Source organism: Pseudomonas sp. JQ170C (assembly GCF_035581345.1).
Classification (GTDB): Bacteria; Pseudomonadota; Gammaproteobacteria; order Pseudomonadales; family Pseudomonadaceae; genus Aquipseudomonas.
Genome location: NZ_CP141608.1, coordinates 4,566,820 through 4,583,657, shown reverse-complemented (window position 1 = coordinate 4,583,657; position 16,838 = coordinate 4,566,820). Strand labels below are relative to the sequence as shown.

Annotated in this window: 18 protein-coding genes and 1 riboswitch; of the genes, 13 read left to right on the top strand and 5 right to left on the bottom strand. The window is 63.8% G+C overall.

Annotation, left to right across the window (positions count from 1 at the left end):
- Nucleotides 1–33 precede the first annotated feature (33 nt).
- Complete coding sequence (gene mazG / locus U9R80_RS20875) at nucleotides 34–864, top strand: nucleoside triphosphate pyrophosphohydrolase (protein ID WP_274115319.1); 831 nt, start codon at nucleotides 34–36, stop codon at nucleotides 862–864.
- Nucleotides 865–889: 25 nt separating this feature from the next.
- Entirely contained in the window at nucleotides 890–1,429 is a 540-nt protein-coding gene (locus U9R80_RS20870) for a DUF2058 domain-containing protein (protein ID WP_301839263.1), read from the top strand.
- Between the two features lie 46 nt (nucleotides 1,430–1,475).
- Here the strand turns inward: U9R80_RS20870 and U9R80_RS20865 are convergent, their stop codons facing one another.
- The 4 genes from U9R80_RS20865 to purM form a co-directional block, all read right to left on the bottom strand.
- On the bottom strand, nucleotides 1,476–1,658 hold the full coding sequence (locus tag U9R80_RS20865) for a hypothetical protein (RefSeq protein WP_301839266.1): 183 nt from the start codon (nucleotides 1,656–1,658) through the stop codon (nucleotides 1,476–1,478).
- Nucleotides 1,659–1,892: 234 nt separating this feature from the next.
- The gene (locus U9R80_RS20860; RefSeq protein WP_301839268.1) at nucleotides 1,893–2,603 is read right to left on the bottom strand and encodes a DUF3108 domain-containing protein; all 711 of its coding nucleotides are present in this window, start codon (nucleotides 2,601–2,603) and stop codon (nucleotides 1,893–1,895) included.
- Nucleotides 2,604–2,611: 8 nt separating this feature from the next.
- A complete protein-coding gene (purN, locus tag U9R80_RS20855) occupies nucleotides 2,612–3,265 on the bottom strand; it encodes a phosphoribosylglycinamide formyltransferase (protein WP_301839270.1) in 654 nt (217 codons plus the stop codon).
- Complete coding sequence (purM, locus tag U9R80_RS20850; RefSeq protein ID WP_301839272.1) at nucleotides 3,265–4,323, bottom strand: phosphoribosylformylglycinamidine cyclo-ligase; 1,059 nt, start codon at nucleotides 4,321–4,323, stop codon at nucleotides 3,265–3,267. The genes purN and purM overlap by 1 nt, the downstream gene beginning before the upstream one ends.
- A 342-nt stretch (nucleotides 4,324–4,665) precedes the next feature.
- Between purM and U9R80_RS20845 the strand changes: the two genes are divergently transcribed.
- From U9R80_RS20845 to U9R80_RS20825, 5 genes are all read left to right on the top strand, one after another.
- A complete protein-coding gene (locus U9R80_RS20845; RefSeq protein ID WP_301839274.1) occupies nucleotides 4,666–5,715 on the top strand; it encodes a DUF2066 domain-containing protein in 1,050 nt (349 codons plus the stop codon).
- A 25-nt stretch (nucleotides 5,716–5,740) separates the two neighbouring features.
- Nucleotides 5,741–6,814: an AI-2E family transporter gene (locus U9R80_RS20840; protein ID WP_301839275.1), complete on the top strand. Its 1,074-nt coding sequence runs from the start codon at nucleotides 5,741–5,743 to the stop codon at nucleotides 6,812–6,814.
- A gap of 157 nt (nucleotides 6,815–6,971) precedes the next feature.
- Nucleotides 6,972–7,676 carry a DnaA regulatory inactivator Hda gene (gene hda / locus U9R80_RS20835; RefSeq protein ID WP_028943584.1) on the top strand — a complete coding sequence of 235 codons (705 nt, stop codon included), beginning with the start codon at nucleotides 6,972–6,974 and terminating at the stop codon, nucleotides 7,674–7,676.
- A gap of 127 nt (nucleotides 7,677–7,803) precedes the next feature.
- Nucleotides 7,804–8,436 carry a C40 family peptidase gene (locus tag U9R80_RS20830; RefSeq protein WP_301839549.1) on the top strand — a complete coding sequence of 211 codons (633 nt, stop codon included), beginning with the start codon at nucleotides 7,804–7,806 and terminating at the stop codon, nucleotides 8,434–8,436.
- A 134-nt stretch (nucleotides 8,437–8,570) separates the two neighbouring features.
- The gene (locus tag U9R80_RS20825) at nucleotides 8,571–9,101 is read left to right on the top strand and encodes a C40 family peptidase (protein WP_301839278.1); all 531 of its coding nucleotides are present in this window, start codon (nucleotides 8,571–8,573) and stop codon (nucleotides 9,099–9,101) included.
- 39 nt (nucleotides 9,102–9,140) lie between these two features.
- Here the strand turns inward: U9R80_RS20825 and U9R80_RS20820 are convergent, their stop codons facing one another.
- On the bottom strand, nucleotides 9,141–10,457 hold the full coding sequence (locus tag U9R80_RS20820) for a PQQ-dependent sugar dehydrogenase (RefSeq protein WP_301839279.1): 1,317 nt from the start codon (nucleotides 10,455–10,457) through the stop codon (nucleotides 9,141–9,143).
- A gap of 101 nt (nucleotides 10,458–10,558) precedes the next feature.
- Nucleotides 10,559–10,783: riboswitch (cobalamin riboswitch) on the top strand.
- A 163-nt stretch (nucleotides 10,784–10,946) separates the two neighbouring features.
- Between U9R80_RS20820 and cobO the strand changes: the two genes are divergently transcribed.
- From cobO to U9R80_RS20790, 6 genes are read left to right on the top strand one after another with little or no spacing between them, the layout of a single operon-like run.
- Entirely contained in the window at nucleotides 10,947–11,558 is a 612-nt protein-coding gene (cobO, locus tag U9R80_RS20815) for a cob(I)yrinic acid a,c-diamide adenosyltransferase (protein WP_301839280.1), read from the top strand.
- Nucleotides 11,555–12,850, top strand: coding sequence for a cobyrinate a,c-diamide synthase (locus tag U9R80_RS20810; RefSeq protein WP_301839281.1), 1,296 nt, complete (start codon nucleotides 11,555–11,557; stop codon nucleotides 12,848–12,850). The genes cobO and U9R80_RS20810 overlap by 4 nt, the downstream gene beginning before the upstream one ends.
- Nucleotides 12,847–13,494 carry a 5,6-dimethylbenzimidazole synthase gene (gene bluB / locus U9R80_RS20805; protein ID WP_301839282.1) on the top strand — a complete coding sequence of 216 codons (648 nt, stop codon included), beginning with the start codon at nucleotides 12,847–12,849 and terminating at the stop codon, nucleotides 13,492–13,494. The genes U9R80_RS20810 and bluB overlap by 4 nt, the downstream gene beginning before the upstream one ends.
- The gene (gene cbiB, locus U9R80_RS20800; RefSeq protein WP_301839283.1) at nucleotides 13,494–14,402 is read left to right on the top strand and encodes an adenosylcobinamide-phosphate synthase CbiB; all 909 of its coding nucleotides are present in this window, start codon (nucleotides 13,494–13,496) and stop codon (nucleotides 14,400–14,402) included. The genes bluB and cbiB overlap by 1 nt, the downstream gene beginning before the upstream one ends.
- Entirely contained in the window at nucleotides 14,395–15,387 is a 993-nt protein-coding gene (gene cobD, locus U9R80_RS20795) for a threonine-phosphate decarboxylase CobD (RefSeq protein ID WP_301839284.1), read from the top strand. Before cbiB ends, cobD begins: the two co-directional genes overlap by 8 nt.
- Nucleotides 15,384–16,838 carry a cobyric acid synthase gene (locus tag U9R80_RS20790; RefSeq protein WP_301839285.1) on the top strand — a complete coding sequence of 485 codons (1,455 nt, stop codon included), beginning with the start codon at nucleotides 15,384–15,386 and terminating at the stop codon, nucleotides 16,836–16,838. Before cobD ends, U9R80_RS20790 begins: the two co-directional genes overlap by 4 nt.

Below are 16,838 nucleotides of genomic sequence, written 5' to 3'. Positions count from 1 at the left end.
TGCCCCGCGCTACGACCACAGCAGAGACCGAAGATGTACACCCTAGACGACCTGCTCCACCTCATGGCCCGCCTGCGTGACCCGCAGTACGGCTGCCCGTGGGACCTCAAGCAGACCTACGCGACCATCATTCCCTACACCCTCGAAGAAGCCTACGAGGTGGCCGATGCCATCGAGCGCAGCGATTTCGAGCACCTGCAGGGTGAGTTGGGTGACCTGTTGTTCCAAGTGGTCTACTACAGCCAATTGGCTCGGGAAGAAGGCCGCTTTGAGTTCGCCGGCGTGATCGACAGCATCACCCGCAAGCTGATCCGCCGTCATCCGCATGTGTTCCCCACCGGCGAACTGTATGCGCCGCTGGATACACCCAAGCTCGACGAAGCCCAGGTCAAGCAGCGCTGGGAAGAGATCAAGGCCCAGGAGCGGGCAGAGAAGGGCATACCCGAACAGCTTTCGCTGCTCGATGACGTGCCGGCGGCCTTGCCCGCGCTGTCCCGCTCCGCCAAGTTGCAAAAGCGCGCCGCCCAGGTCGGTTTCGACTGGCCGGATGCGTTGCCGGTGCTCGACAAGGTACGCGAGGAGCTCGATGAAGTGCTCCAGGCCATGGCCGATAACGACAGTGTGGCGCTGGCCGACGAGCTGGGTGACCTGTTGTTCGCCACCGTCAACCTGGCCCGGCACCTGAAGGTCGATCCGGAAAATGCCCTGCGCGGGGCCAACCAGAAATTTGAACGACGCTTTCGTTTCATCGAACAGGCATTGCGCGACATGGGCCGTCCGATTGAAGATTGCACCCTCGAAGACATGGATGCGCTCTGGGGCGAAGCCAAACGTCAAGAAAAGAACCTGCCCAGCTGCGGCTGAGCTGAAGCACATAAGTGAGTGAACGATGAGCCTTTCCCTTCGCGACCAATTGCTCAAAGCCGGTCTGGTCAACCAGAAGCAGGTCAAGCAGGTCAGTAAAGAGCAGAAGAAGCAAAAACGCCTGGAGCACAAAGGCCAGGTCGAAGTCGACGACACCCAGCAGCGTCTGGCCCGCGAAGCCATGGCTGAAAAGGCCAAGCGCGACCAGGAGCTCAACCGCCAGCAGCAGGAGAAGGCCGAGCAGAAAGCCCGTGCCGCGCAGGTCAAGCAATTGATCGAAGTGGCGCGCCTGCCCAAGCTGACCACCGAGGACTACTACAACTTCGTCGACGACAAGAAGGTCAAGCGCCTGTCGGTCAACGCCCTGATGCGCAGCAAGCTGAGCAGCGGTTCGCTGGCCATCGTTGCCCACGGCGGGGGCTATGAAGTGATTCCTCGCGAAGCAGCGCTGAAGATCCAGGAGCGCGACCCCAAGCGCATCGTCCTGCTCAACACCCAGGTGGAAGCACCGGATGCCGATGATCCTTACGCCGCCTATGTGATCCCTGACGATCTGATGTGGTAACAACGACAAACCCCGCTTCGGCGGGGTTTGTGTTTTCTGGAGGGGGTTATTCCTGTTGCTGTCTGGCTTCGAGGAATTCCAGTTCGATACGGTAATTGTGGGCTTCATGTTCATTGTGGAACATGCCGACCCATTCGTTTTGCTGGTGCACATCCCAGATGCGCAGGCCCGCTGCAAGGCTTTCGTAAGTCATTTTGCTTTCGTCGCGCTCAGTTACTTTGACAGTCATCTGCAAACTCCACTTTCAGTTAACTGCGGCACCGTGTCGCAGGTCTCTTTTATAGGGTTTGATAGCTGGCTAAGTAAATGCTCGGCCCATGAAACATCTTTCATGCACCTGTAGGAGCGGGCTTGCCCCGCGATCCGATGTGTCTGTCGAATTGCTATCGCGGGGCAAGCCCGCTCCTACGTAGAAGGCACAAAAAACCCCGCACGGGGCGGGGTTCGGGATGCAGCGGGTAACTCAGTTGCCCTTGACCGACTTGCCGTCGACCGTACCGTCTTGCAGCACGATCACGTACTCCTTGCCGTCGGTTTCGACCTGGCGCAGTTGCACCAGCAGGTAGTCCCAGTCCTTGGCGAACCACAGCTCGGTGATGCGCTTGCTCTGGCTCGGGTCGCGTACGCGCTCGACCTTGATGGCATCGACCTGGCCGGTCTTGGTGGTGACTTTTTCGGTACCCAGGACGCGGAAGTCATAGGTGTCGATTTCGTCGCCGTCGACCACCTGGTAGCTCACGCTCTTCTTGCCGGCTGCAACGTCGTGCTGCAGGGCCAGTTGGTAGGTGGACTTGTCCAGCACGCCACGGTTGAGTGGCAGGTTGATCGCGTCACCACGGTCGGAGCCGGTGATCTTCTTGCTGGTCCAGTCAAAGTCCAGGTCGACTTTCTTGGCTTTGCCCAGGCCACCACGCTCGAAGTGGTAGGTCTGTGGCAGCAAGGTGTCCTTGTCCAGGCGCAGGGTACTTTGCTCGGTCAGGCTGGCGATCATCATCGATGCCTTGAAGTTGAGGCTCCAGGTACCGTTGGCGTTCTTTTCCAGGCTGCGCTCGGCGGTGCCGCTCATGGGCAGCTGTTTCCAGTCGGCGGTGTAGCTGGCCGAGAAGGGCTTCAGATCAGCTGCCTGCAGCGGCAGTGCGAGCACGGCAAGAGCTAAGAGCAGGGCACGACGCATATTATCTCCTAGGGTCGAATCAAGTGGCCGCTAGCCGCCAGGGGCTGGTCATCCAGTAGAGCACCGTGTTCACCCAGGCGCAAACGGCCTTCGGCGAACCAGTGCACGGCCAGCGGGTATATCTGATGTTCCTGGCGGTGAACCCTTTGCGCCAGGGTTTCTGGCGTGTCATCCAACTCTACCGGTATTACTGCCTGTACGACCAGCGGCCCGCCGTCGAGTTCCTCGGTCACGAAGTGCACGCTGCAGCCGTGCTCCTTGTCACCTGCCTCGAGGGCGCGTTGATGGGTGTGCAGGCCCTTGTACTTGGGCAGCAGGGACGGGTGGATGTTCAGCAGGCGACCCTGGTAGTGACGGACGAAGCCGGCACTGAGAATACGCATGAAACCGGCCAGCACCACCAGCTGTGGCTGGTAGCCGTCGATCAGTTCCACCAGCGCCGTGTCGAAGGCCTCGCGGCCCTCGAAGGCCTTGTGGTCGAGTACGGCGGTGTCGATGCCGGCCTGCTGCGCACGCTGCAGGCCGTAGGCGTCGGCACGGTTGGAGATGACCGCGCGGATCCGCACCGGGCTTTCGCCGGTGCGGACGCTGTCGATCAAGGCTTGCAGGTTACTGCCGGTGCCAGACAGCAGCACCACGACATCACAAGGCTTGCTCGGCATCAGTGCGCCTTGACGTTCTTCAGCTCGACCTGGGCTGCGCCTTCGGCGGCAACGCCGATCTGGCCGATGACCCATGGCTGCTCGCCGGCGGTGCGCAGAACGTTCAGGGCGTTTTCGACCTGGTCCTGGGCTACGCAGATGACCATGCCGACGCCGCAGTTCAGCACGCGGTGCATTTCGTGCTCGTCGACGTTGCCTTGCTGTTGCAGCCAGTCGAATACGACCGGACGTTCCCAACTGGCAACGTCAACAACAGCCTGGGCGCCTTTTGGCAGAACGCGCGGGATGTTGTCGAGCAGGCCGCCACCGGTGATGTGGGCCATGGCCTTGACCGCGCCGGTTTCCTTGATCAGCTGCAGCAGCGGCTTGACGTAGATGCGGGTCGGGGCCATCAGCAGTTCGGTCAGCGGCTTGCCGTCGAGCGCGATGTTCTCGATGTCGGCACCGGATACTTCGATGATCTTGCGGATCAGCGAGTAGCCGTTGGAGTGCGGGCCGGACGATGGCAGGGCGATCAGCGCGTCACCGGTGGCAACCTTGGAGCCGTCGATGATTTCGGCCTTTTCCACGACGCCGACGCAGAAGCCGGCCAGGTCGTAGTCTTCGCCTTCATACATGCCAGGCATTTCTGCGGTTTCACCGCCTACCAGCGAGCAGCCTGCCAGTTCGCAGCCAGCGCCGATGCCGGTGACCACGGTGGCGGCGACGTCAACGTTCAGTTTGCCGGTAGCGTAGTAGTCGAGGAAGAACAGCGGCTCGGCGCCGCAGACCACCAGGTCGTTCACGCACATGGCGACCAGGTCCTGGCCGATGCTGTCGTGCTTGTTCAGGTTCAGCGCCAGGCGCAGCTTGGTGCCGACGCCGTCGGTACCGGAGACCAGAACCGGCTGTTTGTAGCCGGCCGGGATTTCGCAGAGGGCGCCAAAACCGCCCAGGCCGCCCATGACTTCCGGGCGCGCCGTGCGCTTGGCAACGCCTTTGATGCGTTCGACCAATGCTTCACCGGCGTCGATGTCTACACCGGCGTCCTTGTAGCTCAGGGAGGGTTGCTTGCTCATGATCCAGGCCTTTAGGGGGAGGGATTCGGGGGAATCGACCGTGACCTGCCAGGCAAGGCGGAGGGTAATCCGGCTGCCTGACCGTCGCCGGTCTGCGAAGGCGCGCGATTTTATCAGGGTTGCCCGGTAGCGGCCATCCTCAGGCCGACGGCAGGGGCCAAGAACAGCTAAAAAAGACGCTTTGACAGCCCGCGACTGGTTGCCGGGGCATAGGCTGTATAAGGTATAGCAAAGGCGATGAGGCGAAATTATGGCCCTGGCCGAATGTTTTGCAGGGTGCTGCTGTCATACCCGCACATGGCTATGCGCAGCGCTTCTTTATTACCAGGACAGGAATCCTCCATGCATTTGCGTAAATACCTGGCCGTTGGCTGTCTTGCCTTGTTTGGATTGTCGGCCCAGGCAGAATCTGTCTCCGGCCTGTATCAAGTCCGTGAACCGGTCAATGGCCAGGGTGCCGAAGCCCGCACCGAGGCGACCGGAAAAGCCCTTGAAACCCTCGTGCTGCGCCTGACCGGCGACCCCAAGGCGGCGCAGAGCCCGGCCCTGGCAGGGCTGCGCAAGGACCCGCAACAGATCATCAGCCAGTTCGGCTTCGAGGCCGGCCCGCCTGAAACCGTATTGGTGGACTTCGACCCCGGCAGTACCGAACGCACCTTGCGCCAGGCGGGCCTGGCGCTGTGGGGCAACAACCGGCCGTCGATCCTGACCTGGTGGTTGAACGACAGCACCGAAGGCTCGAGCCTGGTGGGTGATGGCCAAGGCAGTGCCGCCTCCTTGCGTCGTGCTGCCCAGCACCGCGGCCTGCCGCTGCGCCTGCCACTGGCTGATCTGAATGAACAATTGGTGGCGACTGCCAAGAACCTCGAAGGCACCGACCCGGCACCGCTGATAGGGGCGTCCGAACGTTATGGCGCCGACGCGCTGCTGGCCGTGCATGCCAGTGAAGCCGACGGCAAGTGGCAGGGCACCTGGCGCCTGTGGCTGGGCGATCAGCATGAACAAGGCAACGTCGAAGCCGCCGACCAGGCGGGCCTCGCCGATGCGGTCATGCTGGCGGTGAGCAGCCGCCTGGCGCCACGCTTTGTCACCCGTCCCGGCGCCAGCAGCGATATGCAGGTGCAGGTCCAGGGCATGAACCTTGAGCGCTACGCCGAGCTGGGCCGGGTGCTGGAACCCTATGGTGCGCGGATCAAGCTGGTCGAGGGCGACACCCTGACCTACAAGGTCACCGGCAACAGCGATCAATTGCGCGCTCAGCTGGGCCTGGCCAAACTACAGGAGCTGCCCGCCGAGGCACCGGTCGCGGCACCTGCCGCTGATCCGGCCAACTCTGGGGCGACCCAGGCTGCGGCGCCAAAACCATTCAACGGGCTGCGTTTTCGTTGGTAATTGCTGATCTGGGCTGGAGCCTTTAATGATTGATATGCGTCGCTGGGTGTGGCTCGGCGTGGCGTTGCTGTGTGCTGCGCTGTTGTACTGGTTGCACCCGATTCTTTCGCCGTTCCTGGTCGGCATTCTGCTGGCCTACCTGGCGGACCCGCTGGTCGATCGCCTGGAGCGGGCAGGGCTGTCCCGTACCTGGGGCGTGGTGGTGGTGTTTGCGCTGTTTACCCTGTTGTTCACGCTGTTGCTGTTGGTGCTGGTGCCGATGCTGGCCAAGCAACTGGTTCGCCTTTACGAGCTGGCGCCGCAGATGCTCGATTGGCTGCAGCATGAAGCCTTGCCCTTTATACAGGCCCGTTTGGGGTTGTCCGAGGGCTTCTGGAAGTTCGACAAGATCAAGGCCGCCATCAGCGGACACATGGGGCAGACCTCCGACATCGTCGGCATGATCCTCTCCCATGCCACGGCCTCGGGGCTGGCGCTGCTGGCCTGGTTGGCCAACCTGGTGCTGATTCCGGTGGTCAGCTTCTATCTATTGCGCGACTGGGACCTGATGATGGCCAAGATCCGCGGCCTCTTGCCGCGCCAGCGCGAAGCGCAGGCGGTGGCGCTGGCGGGTGAGTGCCATGAAGTGCTGGGTGCGTTTGTTCGTGGCCAGTTACTGGTGATGGTGGCGCTGGGTGTTATCTATGCTTCCGGCCTGATGCTGGTGGGCCTCGAGCTGGGCCTGTTGATCGGGGTGTTGGCGGGGCTCGCGGCCATCGTGCCGTACATGGGCTTCATTGTCGGCATTGGCGCGGCGATGATCGCCGGGTTGTTCCAGTTCGGTGGTGATCCCTATCCATTGCTCGGGATCGCCGCTGTGTTCATGGTTGGCCAGGCCCTGGAGGGCATGGTGCTGACGCCGTTGCTGGTAGGGGATCGAATCGGTCTGCACCCGGTGGCAGTGATTTTCGCCATTCTTGCCGGTGGCGAGTTGTTCGGTTTTACCGGAGTACTGCTGGCGTTGCCGGTGGCCGCGGTGATCATGGTGCTGCTGCGACACATGCACGACCTCTATAAAGAGTCGGATATTTACGGCGGTGAAATAGACCCGGATCTCTAGGTTGATAGCCAAGGGCTAGCATCGCTCGCCAGTCGTCGATGCAAGCCTTTGATTTTACTTGTGGTCCGCGCTGATTGTGCGACTGGCGCCACGGGTATAAACTTTGCAGACTTTTCACAAAAGGCCCCTTGTGGTTCTTCGGAACTGCCCAGCCAGCATGAAACCGATCCAGTTGCCCCTAGGTGTGCGTCTGCGAGATGACGCCACCTTCATCAACTACTACCCGGGTGCCAACGCCGCCGCATTGGGCTACGTCGAGCGACTCTGCGAAGCCGACGCCGGCTGGACCGAAAGCCTGATCTACCTCTGGGGCAAGCAAGGTGTCGGACGTACGCACTTGCTGCAGGCGGCTTGCCTGCGTTTCGAGCAACTGGGCGAACCCGCCGTGTACCTGCCGCTGGCGCAACTGCTCGACCGTGGTGTCGAACTCCTGGATAACCTCGAACAGTACGAACTGGTCTGCCTGGACGACCTGCATGTGATTGCCGGCAAGCCAGAGTGGGAAGAGGCCATGTTCCACCTGTTCAATCGCCTGCGTGACAGTGGCCGTCGCCTGTTGCTGGCGGCCTCCAGTTCGCCGCGGGAGCTGCCGATCAAGCTGGCTGACCTCAAGTCGCGCCTGACCATGGCGCTGATTTTCCAGATGCGCGCCTTGTCGGATGAAGACAAGCTGCGTGCCTTGCAACTGCGCGCCTCGCGACGCGGCCTGCACCTCACCGACGAAGTCGGGCACTTCATCCTCACCCGCGGTACCCGCAGCATGAGCGCGCTGTTCGATCTGCTCGAGCGTCTCGACCAGGCTTCCCTGCAGGCGCAACGCAAGCTGACTATCCCGTTTTTAAAGGAAACGCTGGGCTGGTAAATGGCTGGGGAAGGGCGCCCCAGAGCCTCGCCACATAAAAGTCACATTTTTTTCGATTGAATTTGCAAATCGACCCGATAGAAGGCATAGTTTCCCCCTCTATCAAACCCAAGACACGGTCGTGCCCATGCTAAATCGCTTCGCACCCCTCGTGCCCCTCGCACTCGTGACCCTGCTTTTTGGCTGCGCGACCCAAGGTCCAACATCGCAGCAGCAGGTTCAACAACCGGTATCCGCTCAGGTTCTGTCCAAATCCTCCACCGCATCGGTGTTCGAGGAAGAGCTGGCTACCGAAGAAGAACTCCAGGACTTCGCCAGCAGCAAGCCGTACCAGCTGCCCGCCCTGGCTGACAACATTCTCGAACGCGGCATGTCCCTGATCGGTACCCGTTACCGTTTCGGCGGCACCTCCGAGAACACCGGTTTCGATTGCAGCGGTTTCATCGGTTATCTGTTTCGCGAAGAGGCCGGCATGAACCTGCCGCGCTCCACCCGCGAAATGATCAACGTCAAAGCCCCGCTGGTCTCGCGCAACAACCTCAAGCCGGGTGACCTGCTGTTCTTCAGCACCAACGGCCGTGGCCGTGTCAGCCACGCCGGTATCTACCTGGGCGATGACCAGTTCATCCACTCCAGCAGCCGCCGCAGCGGTGGCGTGCGCATCGACAAGCTCGGTGATCGCTACTGGAGCAAGACCTTCATCGAAGCAAAACGCGCACTGGCGATGGCACCGACCGCGACCACTATTTCGCGTAACTGATCAAGCTCGTGTACTACTCACGGCGACGTAGCTGAAAAGCGCGTCGCCGTGCGTGTTTACAGAAAGCGTCTAATCTAAATTCTCAACTATTTCCGGCCCTCCCGCCGGACGGCTTCAGACAGGATGTTCTGACCATGGCGATGAAGGCGCGCTTCGCTTTAATTTCCCTGCTGGCACTGCTCGGTGCCTGCTCAAGTCATGCCCCGACCCCGCCCAAGGTGGTGGAGCCCGTCGTCATGGCGCCTCAAGTCTATTTCTCTCCGGTCGCAGAAGACGTGCTGTTTCGCGCACTGGGCCTGGTGGGCACGCCCTATCGCTGGGGCGGCAATACACCGGCTTCGGGGTTTGATTGCAGTGGCCTGATCGGCTACGTCTATCGCGATGCAGCCGGCATTTCGCTGCCTCGCTCCACCCGCGAAATGATCGGCATCCGCGCGCCCGCAGTCGAGCGCAATGCCCTGCAGTCGGGTGACCTGGTGTTCTTTGCCACCAGCGGCGGTTCACAGGTGAGCCATGCCGGCATCTATGTGGGGGAGGGGCGCTTCGTTCATGCCCCGTCGGCAGGCGGTACGGTGCGGCTGGACTACCTGTCCAACAGCTATTGGCAGAAGGCCTACCTCAATGCCAAGCGGGTGTTGCCGCAGGCATTGGCGCGTAACCCCTGACGGCATCCCCCTTGTAGTCGCGGGCTTGGCCCGCGACGCTTACTTGGCCTTGCTCACCCGCCAGATCTTGTTCCCCACATCATCCGCCACCAACAACCCGCCACGCTGATCATTGATCACCCCCACCGGCCGCCCCATGGCCTTGCCTTCATCGTTCAAGAACCCGGTCAGCAGATCAATCGGCTTGCCCGCCGGTGTGCCTGCGGTGCTGAAGGGCACGAAGAGCACTTTGTAGCCACTGTGTGGCTTACGGTTCCAGGAACCGTGCTGGCCAATGAATGCACCCTGGTCGAACGGCGGTGGCAGCACACCGGGTTCGGCGAAGGTCAGGCCCAGCGAGGCAGTGTGCGGCCCCACGGCGTAGTCCGGGGCGATGGCCTTGGCGACCAATTGTGGGTCCTGCGGGTTCACTCGCTGGTCGAGGTGCTGGCCGTAGTAGCTGTAGGGCCAGCCATAAAAACCGCCGTCCTTGACCGAGGTGATGTAGTCGGGCACCAGGTCGCTGCCGATTTCGTCTCGTTCGTTGACCGCCGTCCACAGTTGCCCGCTGTGTGGCTCCCAGGCCATGCCATTGGGGTTGCGCAGGCCGGAGGCGAAGATGCGCTTGTGGCCGCTGGCCGGGTCGACTTCCCAGATGGCGGCGCGGCCTTCTTCCTGATCCATGCCGTTTTCACCGACGTTGCTATTGGAACCCACGGTCACGTACAGCTTTTTACCGTCGCGGCTGGCAATCACGTTCTTGGTCCAGTGATGGTTCAGCGGCCCCCCAGGCAAGTCGGTGACCGGCGTTCCGGGGCCGTTGATCGAGGTGGCCCCGGGCTGGTAGTCAAAGCGCAGCAAGCGGTCAGTGGCTGCCACATATAAATGGTTGCCGACCAGGGTCATGCCAAACGGTGAGTTGAGGTTCTCGATGAATGTGGTGCGGGTCTCGGCGACCCCGTCATGATCGCTGTCGCGCAGCAGGCTGATGCGGTTGGCGCTGGGCACACCGGCACCGGCGCGGCTCATTGCCTTCTTCATCACCCAGCCGCGAATGCCCTTGCCGTCCTCTGGCTTGGGTGGCGCGTTCGTCTCTGCAACCAGTACATCGCCATTGGGCAACACATAGAGCCAGCGTGGATGGTCCAGGCCTTCGGCAAAGGCCGCCACTTGCGTGCCCGGTGCGCTGGCAGGCTTCGCGCCCTCGGGCCAGCCGATCGCCGGCGCCACGTTGACCGTGGGGATCAGGGTTTTGTTCGGCTCGGGCAGTTGCGGCGACGGGCCGAACCCGTCACTGACGTCCAGTCGGGCGGTCTCGCCGCAGCCGCCCAGCGCGGCAGTCACCGCCAGCAGCCATGCAATCCGGGTCGTGGTCATGTCGTGTGCCTCGAAAGTTGACCTCTGTTGAAGGTAGAGGCACCCAGGCGATGGAGGTTCCCCCGGCGCCTTCGATTGACGCTCCGGGTGCAACCCTCTAACCTTCGCGACTTGTTTCAGGTGCTCTGCGGGCCAAGGCCTGGCAGGGTGAAACAGGGAAGCCGGTGGGTACGCAATTGCGTGCGAGTCCGGCGCTGCCCCCGCAACGGTAAGTGAGTCAAGGCCGCGCATGGCCACTGGGTGAGTCCACCCGGGAAGGCGCGCGGTCCCGGGTGTTCATGGCCCCGCTCACAAGCCCGGAGACCGGCCTGAAACAGTCAACGGCATCACGGAGGGTGATGCGCGGTTTCTTCGGCTTGCGCCGCAGCCCTGCGCCTTTCTTCGTCTGCCATTTCCATACATCTGTCGTCCTCTGTTTGCCGCGAACCTTGCAGCCACGTGCTGCTACGCTCGTTGCGAACGGGCCGACAGTGGTTTGCGGAGACTTCGATGACTGAATCCACCGAGCGTGACGAACGCCACCTGGCGCGCATGCTGCGCAAAAAGGCGGTAATCGACGAGCGTATCGCCAACGCCCCCAATGAATGCGGCCTGCTGCTGGTGCTCACCGGCAACGGCAAGGGCAAGAGCAGTTCAGCCTTCGGCATGCTCGCCCGGGCCATGGGCCACGGCATGCAGTGCGGCGTGGTGCAGTTCATCAAGGGCCGCAACAGTACCGGCGAAGAGCTGTTCTTCCGACGCTTTCCCGAACAGGTGCGCTACCACGTCATGGGCGAGGGTTTTACCTGGGAGACTCAGGACCGTCAGCGGGATATCGCCGCCGCCGAAGCGGCCTGGGCCGTGTCGCGCCAGTTGCTGCAGGACCCCGGCGTTGCCTTCGTGGTGCTCGATGAGCTGAACATCGCCCTCAAGCATGGCTACCTGGACCTGGACCAGGTGCTCAGTGACCTGCAGGCGCGCCCGCCCATGCAGCACGTGATCGTCACCGGCCGTGGCGCCAAGGATGAAATGATCGAACTGGCCGACACCGTGACCGAGATGGGCATGATCAAGCATGCGTTCCAGTCCGGCATCCGTGCCCAGAAGGGCGTCGAGCTATGACCGACACCCGGCACTGCCCGGCGGTCCTGATCGCAGCGCCTGCCTCGGGGCAGGGCAAGACCACCGTGACCGCCGCCCTGGCGCGCTTGCACCGTAACCAGGGGCGCAGGGTCCGGGTGTTCAAGTGCGGCCCGGATTTTCTCGATCCGATGATTCTGGAGCGGGCCAGCGGTGCCCCGGTGTACCAGCTCGATCTGTGGATGGTCGGCGAACAGGAAAGCCGGCGCCTGCTGTGGGAAGCTGCGGGCGAGGCCGACCTGATCCTGATCGAAGGGGTCATGGGCCTGTTCGACGGTACGCCGTCCAGCGCCGACCTGGCCCGCCACTTCGGCGTGCCGGTGCTGGCGGTGATCGATGGCACGGCCATGGCCCAGACCTTCGGCGCCCTGGCCCTGGGGCTGGCGCGTTACCAGCCGGACCTGCCCTTTGCCGGGGTGCTGGCCAACCGGGTCGGCACCCTGCGCCATGCCCAGTTGCTGGAAGGCAGCCTGACCGAGGGGCTGCGTTGGTACGGTGGCCTGTCGCGGGAGACCGGCATCGAGCTGCCGAGCCGTCACCTTGGCCTGGTCCAGGCCAGCGAACTCAATGACCTGGATGCACGCCTCGACGCTGCGGCAGCGGCCCTGGGTGCCAGTTGCGAGTCGGCGCTGCCGCCCGCCGTGGCATTTGCCGGGCCCACCGAGCAGGTGATCGAGCCGTTGCTCGACGGCGTGACGATTGCCGTGGCCCGCGACGAGGCATTCGCCTTCACCTATGGTGCCAACCTCGATCTGCTGCGGGCCATGGGCGCGGAGCTGGTGTTTTTTTCGCCCCTGCATGACCGCGAGCTGCCGCCTGCCGACAGCCTGTACCTGCCTGGCGGCTATCCGGAACTGCACCACCAGGCGCTGGCCGCCAATACATCAATGCTGGCCTCCCTCCGCGCCCATCATCAGCAGGGCAAGCCCTTGCTCGCCGAGTGCGGTGGCATGCTCTACCTCCTGGATGCCCTGACCGATGTCGCTGGCGAGCGCGCCGAGTTGCTGGGCCTGCTGGCCGGCGAGGCGGTGATGCAAAAGCGCCTGGCGGCACTGGCCCTGCAGGCGGTCGAACTGCCGGAAGGCACCCTGCGCGGGCACACCTATCACCACTCCCTGACCAGCACCGCGCTTGAGCCGATTGCCCGGGGCCAGAGCCCCAACGGCGGGCGCGGCGCCGAGGCGGTGTACCGCTGTGGGCGGCTGACGGCCTCCTATGTGCACTTTTACTTTGCCTCCAACCCCCAGGCGTCGGCGGCGCTGTTGGCACCATGAGCGAGCATGCCTTTACCGACGCTGAACGCGCCGCGGTGTACCGCGCCATCGGTGAGCGCCGCGACATGCGCCACTTCATCAAGGGTGAAGTGGCGCCCGAGCTGCTCGCGCGCTTGCTTGAAGCCGCGCACCAGGCCCCCAGTGTCGGCCTGATGCAGCCGTGGCGCTTCATTCGCATCACCGACCGCAGCCTGCGCCAGCGCATCCAGCAGCAAGTGGAGGCAGAACGGGTGCGTACCGCCCAGGCACTGGGGGAGCGCTCCGACGATTTCATGAAGCTCAAGGTCGAAGGCATCAACGACTGCGCCGAGGTGCTGGTGGCGGCGTTGATGGATGACCGCGAGAAACACATCTTCGGCCGGCGGACCTTGCCGGAAATGGACCTGGCTTCGCTGTCGTGCGCCATCCAGAACCTCTGGCTGGCCGCGCGTGCCGAAGGCCTGGGCATGGGCTGGGTATCGCTGTTCGAGCCGCAGGCGCTCGCCGAGCTGCTGGGCATGCCACGTGGCGCCAAGCCGCTGGCGATTCTGTGCCTGGGACCGGTCGAGGCGTTCTATCCGGCGCCGATGCTGGTGCTCGAAGGCTGGACCACGGCGCGGCCGTTGAGCGACATGCTGTTTGAAAACCAGTGGGGAGAGTCTTGATGAGTGTGGCGTTGCTGACCGTTGCCGGCGTGGCGCTGGATGCGCTGTTGGGGGAACCCCAGCGTCGACATCCGCTGGTGGCCTTCGGGCGGCTGGCCGGGCGCCTGGAGCAGCGCTTCAATGCCGGTGGCCGTGGCTGGCGCAGCCATGGTGTAACGGCCTGGTTCCTGGCGGTGATTCCGCTGACGCTGCTGGCTACCTTGCTGTCCTGGCTGCCCTATATCGGCTGGCTGGTGGAGGTATTGGCACTGTATTGCGCCTTGGGCCTGCGCAGCCTGGGTGAGCATGTGACGCCGGTGGCCGATGCCTTGCGCCGTGGCGACCTGGAGGAAGCACGGCGGCGCGTGGGGTTTCTGGTCAGTCGCGAAACCCGCGAGCTGGACGAGCCTGCCGTGGCCCGCGCCGCCACCGAGTCGGTGCTGGAGAACGGCAGCGATGCGGTGTTCGCCGCCTTGTTCTGGTTTGTGGTGGCCGGTGCGCCGGGCGTGGTGCTCTATCGCCTGAGTAACACCCTGGATGCCATGTGGGGCTATCGCAATGAACGATTCGAGCGCTTTGGCTGGGCCGCGGCGCGTATCGATGATGTGTTGAACTATGTGCCGGCACGGCTGGTGGCGCTGACGTATGCGCTGTTGGGCAAGACCCGCCTGGCGCTCACATGCTGGCGGCGCCAGGCGCCCTTGTGGGACAGCCCCAACGCGGGCCCGGTGATGGCGGCCGGGGCAGGGGCGTTGGGGGTGGAGCTGGGTGGCCCGGCGGTGTACCACGGCGAGTTGCACGAGCGCCCGCAACTGGGTGAAGGCCCGGTGGCCGATGCCGATGCCATCGAGCGCGGCTGGCGCCTGGTGTGCCAGGGCGTGTGGTTGTGGTTGTTGCTGTTGTGCCTGGGGGCAGAATTCTATGCTTGAACACGGCGGGCGCCTGCAGCGCGCCATCCAGCACTACGGCATTGCCCGGGAAGAGTGGCTGGACCTCTCCAGCGGTATCGCGCCCTGGGCATTCACTATTCCCGATATTCCGTTGCGCGCCTGGGCGCGCCTGCCTGAAACCGACGATGGGCTGGAGCAGGCTGCGGCGGCCTACTACGGTGCGGCGCCGGTGTTGCCGGTCGCCGGCTCCCAGGCGGCGATCCAGGCCTTGCCGCAGTTGCGTGCGCTGGGCACGGTCGGTGTGTTGTCGCCGTGTTACGCCGAGCATGCCGAAGGCTGGCGTCGTGCCGGGCATCGCTTGCTCGAGCTGCAAGAGGAGCAGATCGAGCAGGCACTCGACAGCCTCGATGTGCTGGTGGTGGTCAACCCGAACAACCCCACCGGCCGCCTGGTGCCCGCCGAGCAACTGCTGGCCTGGCATGAGCGCCTGGCCCGGCGCGGCGGCTGGTTGCTGGTGGATGAAGCCTTCATGGACAACACCCCGCCGCACAGCATCGCTGCCCACACCGGGCGGCCCGGGCTGATCGTGCTGCGGTCGTTCGGCAAATTCTTTGGCCTGGCCGGTGTGCGCCTGGGCTTTGTGCTGGCCGAGGCGCCGTTGCTGCGGCGGCTTGCCGAGCTGCTCGGGCCCTGGACCGTCAGCGGGCCGACCCGCATGCTGGGGCAGGCCTGCCTGCTCGACAACGCCGCGCACCGCAGCCAGATCGCGCGCTGTGCCGACGCCAGCCGGCGCCTGGCCAGTGTGATGAGCGCCGCAGGCTTTGCCCCCACGGGCGGCTGCGATCTGTTTCAGTACCGGGTCACCGAACACGCCGCCCGCCTGCATGAGTTCATGGCCCGGCGCGGCATTCTGCTGCGGCTGTTCACCACCCCGGCCAGCCTGCGCTTTGGCCTGCCGGCCACGGACGAAGACTTCCAGCGTCTGCTTCAGGCCTTCAACGACTACAGCAAGGAACATCCATGAGTACCCTGATGGTGCAGGGCACCACCTCCGATGCCGGCAAAAGCACCCTGGTGACCGCGCTGTGCCGCTGGCTGTTACGCCAGGGCGTGGCAGTGGTGCCGTTCAAACCCCAGAACATGGCGCTCAACAGTGCCGTGACCGCCGACGGTGGCGAGATTGGCCGGGCCCAGGCCGTGCAGGCCCAGGCCGCCAGGCTTGCGCCGCACACTGACATGAACCCGGTGTTGCTCAAGCCCAACAGCGACACCGGTGCCCAGGTGATTGTCCACGGCCGGGCAGTCACCAGCATGAATGCGGTGGCCTACCACGACTACAAGGTCATCGCCATGCAGGCGGTGCTCGATTCCCATCAGCGCCTGAGCGCCCAGTACCCGGTGGTGATGGTCGAAGGGGCGGGCTCGCCGGCAGAGATCAACCTGCGCGCTGGCGACATCGCCAACATGGGCTTTGCCGAGGCGGTGGATTGCCCGGTGATCCTGATTGCCGACATCAACCGTGGCGGCGTCTTCGCGCACCTGGTCGGCACCCTTGAACTGCTTTCGCCCAGCGAACAGGCCCGGGTCAAAGGCTTCGTCATCAATCGCTTTCGCGGCGATATCGCCCTGTTGCAGCCGGGCCTGGACTGGCTTGAGGCGCGCACCGGCAAGCCGGTGCTGGGCGTGCTGCCCTATGTGATGGACCTGCACCTGGAAGCCGAGGACGGTATCGACCAGCGCCAGGGTGACAAGGTCGCCCGTGCGCTCAAGGTGATCGTGCCGGTGCTGCCGCGCATCAGTAACCACACCGATTTCGACCCCCTGCGCCTGCACCCGCAAGTGGACCTTCAGTTCATCGGCCCGGGTGATTCGATCCCGCCGGCCGACCTGATCATCCTCCCCGGCTCCAAGAGTGTGCGCGGTGACCTGGCGCAGTTGCGTGCCCGTGGCTGGGACCAGGCGATCAGCCGTCACCTGCGCTACGGCGGCAAGGTGCTGGGCATTTGTGGTGGCCTGCAGATGCTGGGCAGGCGCGTGGAAGATCCGCTGGGCCTCGAAGGGCCGGCAGGCAGCAGTGAAGGCCTGGGCCTGCTCGACTTCGTCACGGTGCTGGAAGCCGAAAAGCAGCTGCGCAACGTTTCCGGCACTTTGCAGCTGGAGCAGGTGCCCATCAGCGGCTATGAAATTCATGCGGGTGTCACCCGGGGCGCGGCCCTGGAGCGGTCTGCCGTGCAGTTGGCCGACGGTCGCAGCGATGGCGCCATCAGTGCCGACGGGCAGGTTCTGGCGACTTACCTGCACGGTCTGTTCGAGGACCCGCAGTCGTGCGCGGCGCTGCTGCGCTGGGCCGGGCTGCACGAGGTGGAGCACGTCGACTATCAGGCCCTGCGCGAACGCGATATCGAGCGCCTGGCTGACCTCGTGGAGCAGCATTTGGATACCACGCACCTACGTCAACTCTGCGGACTGAACTGA